Source organism: Kitasatospora sp. NPDC059088, assembly GCF_042738155.1.
Taxonomy (GTDB): Bacteria; Actinomycetota; Actinomycetes; order Streptomycetales; family Streptomycetaceae; genus Kitasatospora.
Map to the genome: position 1 here is coordinate 142,440 of NZ_JBHYGR010000006.1, position 10,769 is coordinate 153,208.

Sequence of the window (10,769 nt, forward strand, 5' to 3'; positions counted from 1 at the left end):
CCTTTCTGGCGGTGCCGGTCAGAGCCGGGTGTCGATGAAGCGGAGGAGTTCGTCGTCGTCGGCGTCGGCGAGTTCGTCGGCCAGTTCCCTGGCCGGTTCGCCGGCGGGTGCCCCCGCCGGGACGCTCGCCGTCGGAGCGGCGGCGAGGGGGCGGGCCGGGGCGGTGGCGGGTTCGAGCCGCTGGAGCAGGGTGCGCAGCCGGGCGGTGAGGTCCGCGCGGGACTCCTCGTCCACGGCCGTGAGGGTGCGTTCCAGGGTGTCCAGGGCGGCGGCCGCCTGCCGGTGTTCCCGGACGGAGCCGAGCAGTCGGCCCAGTTGCTCGGCGACGGCGGCCGGGCTGGGGTGGTCGTAGACCAGGGTGGCGGGGAGCCGGGCGCCGGTGAGCCGGGCCAGCCGGTCGCGCAGTTCGAGCGCCATCAGGGAGTCGAAGCCCGCGTACTCGAAGGGTTCCTCGGCCGGGATCCGCTCGTCCGCCCCGAGCACCTCGGCGGCCTCGGCCCGGACCAGGTCGAGCAGGGCGGCGGGGTCGGCGGCGACCAGCCGGACGGCCTGCAGTCCGGGAGCCGTGGTACCGGGCGTGGGGTCGGCGGTTCCCCCGGTGGGATCGGCGGTGCCGGGTTCGGCGAGGTCGCGCAGCACCGCGGGGGCCGGGTGCCGGACGGCGCCGGGGTCCAGGGCGAGCGGGACGAGGACGGCCCGGCCGTCGGCGAGGCCCGCGTCGAACAGTCGCAGCCCCTCGGCGGGGTGGAGCGGCCGGACGCCGGTGCGGGCCAGCCGGGCGCGGCCGGCCCGGCCCAGGGCGGCGGTCATGCCGTCGGGCGCGTCCCAGGACCCCCAGGCCAGCGACACCGCGGGCAGGCCGGCGGCCCGGCGGCGGGTCGCGAGGCCGTCCAGGAAGGCGTTGGCGGCCGCGTACCCGGCCTGGCCCGCGGTGCCCAGGACACCGGCGGCGGAGGAGCAGAGCACGAGCGCGACGGGTGCGGGGAGCTCGCGGGTGGCCCGGTCGAGCCAGACGGCGGCGTCGGCCTTGGCGCGCAGCACGGTGTCGAGCCGGTCCGGGGTCTGGGAAGCGACCACCGCGTCGTCCAGCACCCCGGCGGCGTGCACGACGACGGTGAGCGGCGCATCGGCGGACACACCGGCGACCAGGGCCCGGACCTGCTCCCGGTCGGCGACGTCGCACCGGACGGCCTCCGCGTGGGCGCCCAACTCGGCCAGCTCGGCGCGGAGTTCGGCGGCACCGGGGGCTTCGGCGCCGCGCCGGGAGGCGAGCAGGACGCGGCGCAGGCCGTGGCCCGTCACCAGGTGGCGGGCGATCAGCCGGCCGAGCAGCCCGGTGCCGCCGGTGACGATCGCGGTACCGGCCGGGTCCAGCACCGGGCCGTCCGTCGGCGCGGGGGTGCGGGCGGCCAGGCGGGGCACCCGGACGGCCGGGCCGCGGAGGGCGAACTGCGGCTCGTCCGCGGCGGCCGCCTCGCCCAGGGCGGCCGCGACCGCGCGGGCGCAGTCCTCCGGGGTCGCGTCGGCGGGCAGGTCGAGGTCGGCGAGCAGCAGGCGGCCGGGGTGCTCGGTCTGGGCCGAGCGGACCAGGCCGCACACGGCGGCCTCGGCCGGGTCGACGGGTTCCCCGTCCTCGGTCGCCACGCCGTGGCGGGTGGCGACGACCAGGCGGCGGTCCTCGTACCGGGGGTCGGCGAGGAAGTGCTGGACGGCCGCCAGGGCGCGGGCGGTCGCGCGCCGGACCCGTGCGGTGTCCTCGGCGGGGGCGTCGGCGGCGTCGGCGGGCGGGAGCAGCAGCCAGCCGGACGCGTCCGGGGGCAGCACCGCCGGGTCCGCGACCGGTGTCACCGGGACGGGCGCCGCGCCGCGCACGGGCAGGTCCCGCCAGGCGAGGCGGAACAGGTCGCCCGTGCCAGCGAACGCCCGCACCGGCACCGGCCCGGGGCCCGGCTGCGACACCGGCTCCGGCCAGTACCGCCGTCCCCGGAAGGGGTAGGTCGGCAGGTCGATCCGGCGCGCGCCGGGCGGCAGCAGCGGCGTCCAGTCGACCGGGACGCCCCGGACGAAGGCCTCGGCGAGCGAACGGGCGAACCGCGTCCGGCCGCCCTCACCCCGGGTCAGGCTGCCGCAGACCACGGCGGCCCGGCCCGCCCCGGTGTCGGCCAGCGTCGCCTCGATCGCCGTGCCCAGCACCGGGTGCGCGCCGACCTCGACGAAGGTGGTGAAGCCCTGCTCGGCGAGCGCCCGGACGGCGGGTTCGAAGCGGACCGGGTGGCGCAGGTTGCGGTACCAGTAGTCGGGCCCGACCGGGCCGCCGACCCAGTCGCCGTCGACCGTCGAGTACCAGGGCACCGTCGGCGCCGACGACCGTACGCCGTCGAGGAGTTGCAGCAGTTCCGGCTCCAGCTGCGCCACCTGCGCGGTGTGCGAGGCGTAGTCGACCGGGATCATCCGCACGTCGATCCCGCGCCGCTCCAGCTCGGCGTGGAACCCGCTGAGCGCCGCGCCGTCCCCCCCGACCACGGTGCGCTCCGGCCCGTTCACGGCGGCGATCTCGACTCCCCCGCCGCAGGCCCGGATCCAGTCCCGGACGCGGCGCTCGGGCAGCGGCACGGAGAGCATCCCGCCGGTGCCCGCGAGGCGGGCGCCGATGGCCCGGCTGCGCAGCGCGACCGTCCGGGCGGCGTCCGCCAGGGTCAGCGCACCGGCCGCGCAGGCCGCGGCGATCTCGCCCTGCGAGTGGCCGAGGACGGCCGCCGGACGGACGCCGTACGACTGCCAGAGGGCGGCGAGCGAGACCATCACCGCGAAGGACACCGGCTGGGCCACGTCCACCCGGTCCAGCGGCGGGGCGTCGGGGGTGCCGTGCACGACGTCGGCGAGCGACCAGTCGACGTACTGGGCGAGGGCCTGCTCGCAGGCGGCCATCCGCTCGGCGAAGACCGCTTCGGACTGCCACAACTCCCGCCCCATGCCGGCCCATTGGGCACCCTGGCCGGGGAAGACCAGGACCACGTCCTGGTCCACCCGGTCCGCCGGCGCGGTGCCGGTGACCAATCCGGGAGTCGCCGCGCCGGACCTGCTCGCCCCGCCCGTCGCGAGGGCCCGCAGCGCCGCGCGGGCCTGCGTCCCGTCCTCCGCCAGCACGACGGCCCGGTGCTCGAACAGCGCCCGCCCGGCGAGTGCGGAGCGCGCCGCGTCCTGCGGCCGGGCCCCGTCGTCCAGCAGGTCGGCCAGCCGCCCGGCCTGGGCGGCCAGTGCCTCCGGAGTCCGGGCGGAGATCACGAGCGGCACCAGCGGCACCAGCGGTTCCGGCCCGGCCTCGGTGGCGGGTTCCTCGACCGGGGCCTGTTCCAGCAGCACATGGGCGTTGGTCCCGCTGATCCCGAACGAGGAGACCCCGGCCCGGCGCGGGCGCCGCCGCTCGGGCCAGGGGGCGGTGGCGGTGCGCAGCCGCACCGCGCCGCCGGACCAGTCGACCCTGCTGCTCGGGCGGTCGACGTGCAGGGTGCGGGGCAGGACGCCGTGCCGGAGGGCCAGCACGGTGGCCGCCACGCCGACGAGGCCGGCGGCCGCCTGGGTGTGCCCCAGGTTGGACTTCACCGAGCCCAGCAGCAGGGGCTCGGTGCGCTCCGGCCCGTACGCGGCGATCAGCGCCTGGGCCTCGATCGGGTCGCCCAGCACGGTGCCGGTGCCATGGGCCTCCACCGCGTCGACCTCGTCGGGGCGCAGTCCGGCGTCGGCCAGGGCGCGGCGGATCACCCGTTGCTGGGCGGGGCCGTTGGGCGCGGTCAGCCCGTTGGAGGCGCCGTCCTGGTTGACGGCCGAGCCGCGGACCACGGCGAGCGGGCGGCGGCCGGCCCGCCGGGCGGCGGAGAGCCGCTCCAGGACGAGGACGACGGCGCCCTCGGCCCAGCCGGTGCCGTCCGCGGCCTCCGCGAAGGGCTTGCAGCGCCCGTCGGGGGCGATGCCGCGCTGGCGGGAGAACTCGACGAAGGCGTCCGGGGTGACCATCACCGTCGCCCCGCCGACCAGCGCGGTCGTGCACTCGCCGGACCGCAGCGAGCGCAGTGCCAGGTGCAGGGCGACCAGCGAGGAGGAGCAGGCGGTGTCCACCGCGACGGCCGGGCCGTGGGTGCCCAGGACGTACGCCACCCGGCCGGCGGCGATGCTGGTCGCACTGCCGGTGACCCGGTAGCCGTCGGCCGTGCGGGAGACCGGGACGCGCTCGGTGTAGCCGTTGGCGAACACGCCGGTGAACACGCCGACGTCCTGGCCGCGCAGGGCGGTCGGGGCGATGCCGGCCCGTTCGAGCGCCTCCCAGCTGGTCTCCAGCAGGAGCCGCTGCTGGGGGTCCATCGCGGCGGCCTCGCGCGGGGAGATGCCGAAGAAGTCGGCGTCGAAGAGCGCGGCGTCGCGCAGGAAGCCGCCGTGCCGGGTGTCGGAGCGGCCGGGGGCCTCGGGGTCGGGGTCGGCGAGGGCGGCGAGGTCCCAGCCGCGGTCCTCGGGGAAGCCGGAGACGGCGTCCCGTTCCTCGCTGAGCAGCTGCCAGAGCGCCTCGGGGGTGGTGATGCCGCCGGGGAGGCGGACGGCCATGCCGGTGATCACCACCGGGTCGTCGGCGGGCCCGGTCCCGGGGCCTGACGCGGGCTCGGGCTCGGACCCTGGCCCGAACTCGCCTTCCGTGGAGGGGGTTTCGCCGAGCCGGGCGCGCAGCAGCGCGACCACGGCCGCCGGGGTCGGGTGGTCGAAGGCCAGCGTGGCGGGCAGGGTCAGGCCGGTGGCCTCGGCCAGCCGGTCGCGCAGGGCGACGGCCCGGAGGGAGTCCAGGCCGAGTTCGGCGAAGCCGGCGGTGGCGCCGTAGCGGCGGCCGGGCGGGAAGCCGAGCGCCGCCTCGGTCGCGGCCGCGACCAGTGCGGCCAGGCCGTCCGGGCGCGGCGGCCCGGGGGCTTTCGAGCCCGGTCCTTCCGTCGCGCGGGCACCCGTCGCGCGGGCTTCCATCGCGCGGGCTTCCGTCATGGCCGGCAGCAGCAGCCGCAGCGCCGCCAGGTCGGCCTTGCCGGCGCCGTTGCGCGGGAGCTCCGCGACCAGGTGCAACCGGACGGGCAGCTTGTGCGGCGCCAGCCGGGCCGCGCCGAACTCCCGTACCGTCTCCAGGCTCGGGGCACTGCCGGGCTCGGCCACGGCCACCGCGACGACGGTCTCGCCCCACTCCGGGTGGGCGGTGCCGAGGACGGCGAGTTCGCGCAGGCCGGGGCAGTCGGCCAGGGCGCGCTCGACCTCGGCGGGGTAGACCTTCTCGCCGTTCTGGATGATGACGTTCTTGAGCCGGTCGACCAGGTACAGGCAGCCGTCGGCGTCCAGGCGCCCGAGGTCGCCGGTGCGGAACCAGCCGTCGGCGTCGCGGAGTTGCTCCTCGTCGCGCCAGTAGCCGGGCGAGACGTGCTTGCCGCGCACCCAGACCTCGCCCGGCCGGTCCGGGTCGGCGACGTCCGTTCCGGTCTCCGGGTCGACGATCCGCAGCTGGGTGAAGGGCATCGCCCGGCCCGCCGAGCCGGCCTTCGCCAGGGTGAGCTCCGGCGGCAGGTAGCTGGCGAAGCAGGCGGTCTCGGTCAGGCCCCAGGCCTGCTGGAGCAGCACCCCGCGGGCCGCGTAGTCGCGGACCAGTCCGGGCGGGACGGGGGCACCGGCCACCACGGCGCCGCGCAGCGCGGACAGGTCGGCGGCGGCGAAGCCGGGCTGCCGGGCCAGCAGGGCGTACATCGAGGGGACGGCGAAGAAGGTGTCGACCCGGAGGGCGACCAGGTCGCGCAAGGTCCGCTCGGGGTCGAAGCGGCGGCGCAGCACGGTGGTGCCGCCGTGGCCGAGGTTGCGCAGGGTGAAGCAGTTGAGCCCGCCGATGTGCGACAGCGGGGTGACCACCAGGTTGACGTCGTCCTCGCGGGTGGTCATCGCCGCGTCGATGTTGGCGGCGTTCCACCAGATGTTGCCGTAGGTGAGCCGGACGCCCTTGGGCCGGCCGGTGGTGCCGGAGGTGTACAGCAGGACGGCGAGGTCCTCGGCGTCCAGCGGCGCGGGCTGGCGCGGCGGCTGGGGGGCCGCCGCCAGGGCGGGGGCGAGCGGCGTCCAGCGCGGGTCGGGCGGGCCGGTCACGGGGGCGGCCGGGTCGTCGTCCACCAGCAGCAGCCGCGCCCCGGACGACGGGTCGACCAGCGGCGCGTGGCCCGGTTCGGCGACCACGGTGTGCGCTGCGCAGTCCCGCAGCAGCTCCGCCACCTCGGCGGCGCCGAGCCGGTGGTTGACGGGCACGAAGGCGGCGCCCAGCCAGCCGCAGGCGAGGTACGTCACCAGCAGCGTCGGACTGTTCAGACCCAGGTAGGCGACCTGGCGGCCGGCCGTCACCCCGCCGTCGGCGAGCACCTCGGCCAGGCGGCCGGCCCGGTCCAGCAGTTCGGGGTAGCCGATCTCGGCTTCCTCGTAGTGCAGGGCCGGGCCCGCCCCGGGCCGCCGGGCCGCGCGGCGCAGCGCGTCGATCGGGGTGATCTCCAGATGCATGGTCGTCCTCCTGGTCGGGCGGGCGGGGCGCGGTCAGGCGGTGGGCACGGGCGGCGCGGTGCCGGTACCGATAGCGATAGCGGTGCCGGTTCCGGTTCCGGTTCCGATAGCGGTGCCGGTACCGGTGCCGGTCGGGGGCGGCAGCCAGCCGGTGCGGACGAAGAAGTCCACGTACCGGCGGAACAGCGGCAGGTCGATCGGTGGGCAGGCGATCCCGGTCCCGGCCAGCGCCGCTTCGGCGGCGGACACGTCCATCAGCGGGTGGACGGCCCGGTGTCCGGCGATCCGCTCGAACGGGTCGAGCAGCGGGGTGAGCGCGTTGCCCGGGTGGGCCCGCACCGTCCGGCACCACCGCTCGAGTTCCACCTCGGGCAGCGAGTACCCCAGTTCCCGCAGGTAGCCGGTCAGTTCGCCGTACCCCTCGGTGCTGGTGTTCTGCAGGTGGAAGGTCCGGCCGGCGTTCCCGCGCTGCCCGGCCAGAGTGGTGACGGCCGCGCTGATGTAGTCGACGGGGGCCAGGTGGACGGCACCCGCGCCCGCGAGCCCGGCCGGGACGGCCCCGGACTGGACCAGGCCCTTGAGGCTCAGCCAGAAGAAGTCCCTGGTCTGGCAGGCCCCGTGGACCTGGTCGCCGCAGACCACGTCGACCCGGTACACCGTCACCGGCAGTCCGCGCTCCCGGGCGATCCCCACCACCTGCTCGGCCACCCACTTGCTCTGGGCGTAGCCGTTGGCCAGCACCTGCGGCGGGCCGGTCGGGGAGGACACCGTGCGCGGGCCGGGCTCCGCGCCCTTCTCCGCGAACACGGCGGTGGAGGAGACGTGGTGCACCGGCACGGTGCGGTGCCGGGCCGCCAGCCGGAGCACCTCCCGGGTGCCGTCCACGTTGGCGGCCCGGAGTTCGCTGTACGGGCGCAGCCAGTTGACGGCGGCCCCGGCGTGGTGGACCACGTCGACGATCCGGGCGAGCCGGTCGAACTCCAGCTCGGTGAGGCCGAGTCGGGGCCGGCTGAGGTCGCCGACCACGACCGCGAGGCGGTCCGGGTCGATCTCGTCCCACACCCGGTACCAGCTCAGGCGTTCGCGCAGCCGCTCGGCGGCCGCGGCCGGGTCGGCGGCGCGCACCAGGCAGTGCACGGTCGCCTTGGTGGAGCGCATCAGGTCGCGCAGCAGGAAGGCGCCGAGGAAGCCGGTCGCGCCGGTGAGCAGGACCTCCCGGGGCTCGACGACGTCCGCGACGAGCTCGGCGGCCGGGCGGACGTCCTCGTCCAGGCGGACGTCGGCGGCGAACTCCCCGGCCGGATCGGGCGCGTAGCCCGGATCCGCGCGGCCCGGATCCGCGTAGCCCGGTCCTGTGCCCACCGGTTCCGTGCCGAGCGGTTCCGCGCCGAGCGGTTCCGTACCGACCGGTTGCGTGCCGGCCCGATCAGGAGCCCCGGTCGGCGTGCCGGTCCCGTCGGGTGCCTGCGGCCCGGCGAGCGCCGCCAGCAGGTGGTCCGCCAGCGCCGCCGGTGTCGGGTGGGCGAACACCGCCCCGGGGGCGAGCCGCAGACCGGTCAGCGCGTCCAGCCGGTTGCGCAGTTGCACGGCGGCGAGCGAGTCGAAGCCCAGCGCCGGGAAGGCGTCCTCGGCGCCGACGGCGGCCGCGTCGGGGTGGCCGAGCACCCGGCCGGCCTCCCGGCGGACCAGCTCGACGGCCTCCTCGCGGGCCCGCTCCGGCGCCAGCGCGCCGATCCTCCGGGCGAACGGCTCCGCCGCCGCCTCCGTCGTCCCGGCGCGGGGCCGGGGCGGCAGCGGCGCGAGGCCGGTGAACACCGTGGGCAGCTCGGCGGGGTGGCGCCGCATCGCGGCCAGGTCCAGCGGCGCGGCGAGGACGGCGGCCTGCGGCCCGGTCAGGGCCGCGTCCAGCAGCGCCGGGCCGTCGGCCGCGGTGACCGGGCGCAGCCCGCTGCGGGCGATCCGCCGCAGATCGGCCTCGCCGAGGTGCCCGGCCATCCCGCCCTCGTCCTGCCACAGGCCCCAGGCGACGGAGGTGGCGGGCAGGCCGAGGGCGGCCCGGTGCTCGGCGAGCGCGTCCAGGAAGGTGTTGGCGGCGGCGTAGTTGGCCTGGCCCGGCCCGCCGACGATCCCGGCGACGGAGGAGAACAGCACGAAGGCGGACGGCCCGTGCGGGAGGGTCAGCTCGTGCAGGTGCCAGGCCGCGTCGACCTTGGGGCGCAGCACCGCCGCCAGCCGTTCGGGGCTCAGGGTGGCCAGCAGGCCGTCGTCCAGCACCCCGGCCGCGTGCACGACGGCGGTCAGCGGCCGGTCGGCGGGGACGGCGGCCAGCAGCTCCGCGAGCGCGGTCCGGTCGGCGACGTCGCAGGCCGCGACGGTGGCCCGCGCGCCGAGCGCGGCCAGTTCGGCGACCAGGGCGGCCGCGCCGGGGGCCGCGGGCCCGCGCCGACCGGTGAGCAGCAGGTCGCTCACGCCGTGCCGACGCACCAGGTGGCGGGCGAACACGGCGCCGAGGGCGCCGGTTCCGCCGGTGAGCAGCACGGTGCCGTCGGTGGGCCAGGGCGGGGCGGGGGTCGCGGAGCCGCCGTCGGGCCGCCCGGCCCGGGCCAGGCGCGGGACCAGCACCCGCCCGGCGCGGATCGCCGCCTGGGGTTCGCCGGTGGCGAGCAGCCCGGGGAGGGCGGCGGCGGAGGCCGGAGCGTCGTCCAGGTCGACCAGCACGATCCGGTCGGGGGCCTCGGACTGGGCCGAGCGCAGCAGGCCCCAGACGGTGGCGGCCGCCGGGTCGCTCACCCCGGCCACGGCGCCCCGGGTCGCCACCACCAGCGGGACGCCGGCGGCGCGCCGGTCGGCCGACCAGCACCGGGCCAGTTCCAGGGCTCGGGCCGCCAGTGCGTGGGCCCGGGCCGGGACGTCGGGCTCGGCACCGGGCAGCAGCGGGGCGAGCACCGCGTCGTAGCCGCCGATCGCGCCGAGCAGCTCCTCGACCCGCGCGAACCGGTGGGCCCCGTCCGGTAGCGGTCCGGCGCCGACCGGCAGCTGTCCGGCGCCGACCGGCAGTGCCCCGGTGCCGGACGGCAGCGGTCCGGCGCCGTCGGTGAGCACCGCCCAGCGCACGTGCGGCGCCGACGACGGCAGGGTGAGCGGCGCCCAGTCGACGTGGAACAGCCCGTCCCGGGCGCGGTTCCGCTGCGCCGTAGCCGCCCGGTCGGGACCGTCCGTCGCCCGCTGGCGCACGGCCTCGACGTCGGCGACCGGCCGCCCGGCGGGGTCGGTCAGCCGCAGCGCCGCGCCGTCCGGCCCGGGGGTGATCCGGGCCCGGAGCCGGGTGGCGCCCGCCGCGTGGAGCCGCACGGCGCGCCACTCGGCGGCGAGCCCGGGGCCGGCGCAGCGCGCCGCCGCGTCCAGCAGCTCCGGGTGCAGTCCCCAGCCCTCCGCCGTCGTGCCGTCCGGGAGCGCCAGTTCGGCGAACAGCTCGCCGTCCAGCCGCCACAGCGCCGTGACCCCGTCGACGTCCGTCGCCACGGCCTGTGCGCCCGGTGGCGGCCAGGCCCCCTCGTCGGCGACCGTCCGCACGCCGCCCCGGCCGAGCGCGCCCGAGGCCACCGGGGCCCAGCCGCCGCTCTCCCCGGCCCTGGTGTGCACGGTGAACGCCCGACACCCCCGGTCGTCCGCCGGTGCGAGCACCAACTGGGCCTCCAGCGAGCCGCGTTCGGGCGGCTCCGGCAGACAGTCGACCGTCAGCTCGGCCAGCACCGCGCACCCGGCCTCCTCGCCCGCCCGCAGCGCCAGTTCCACCAGCTCGGCCGGGGAGCGGCCGGGCAGCCGTCCGTCGAGGACCAGCTCCGCGCGCCCGGCCAGTTCGGTGACGCCGGTCAGCAACGGGTGCCCGAGCGCCCACCCGGCGGTTCCCCGGCCCGCGGCGCGCGGCGGCGTCAGCCAGTACCGCTCCCGCTCGAACGGGTACGTCGGCAGGGCGACCGCCGCCGTCCGCCCGGGCGGGCCGAGGACGGCGCGCCAGTCGACCGGCACCCCGGCCGTCCACAACGCCGCCAGCGCGCCGAGCAGCCCGGGCACCTCGGCGGAGCCCGCCCGTGCGCTCGGCACCGCCGTGACCTGCCGGGGGGCGGGGGCCGGGGCGGGGGGGGGCCGCGGGGCCCGCCCCCGCGGCCGGGCCCCCACCCCCCCCGGGGCGCCCGCCCGGGGGGGCGCGCGCG

Annotated in this window: 2 protein-coding genes; both read right to left on the reverse strand. The window is 78.5% G+C overall.

What is annotated here, in order from left to right; genetic code table 11:
* Positions 1-18: 18 nt before the first annotated feature.
* On the reverse strand, positions 19-6,555 hold the full coding sequence (locus tag ACFWXO_RS05000; RefSeq protein ID WP_380522331.1) for an SDR family NAD(P)-dependent oxidoreductase: 6,537 nt from the start codon (positions 6,553-6,555) through the stop codon (positions 19-21).
* 33 nt (positions 6,556-6,588) lie between these two features.
* Positions 6,589-10,659, reverse strand: coding sequence for a thioester reductase domain-containing protein (locus ACFWXO_RS05005; protein ID WP_380522333.1), 4,071 nt, complete (start codon positions 10,657-10,659; stop codon positions 6,589-6,591).
* Positions 10,660-10,769 lie beyond the last annotated feature (110 nt).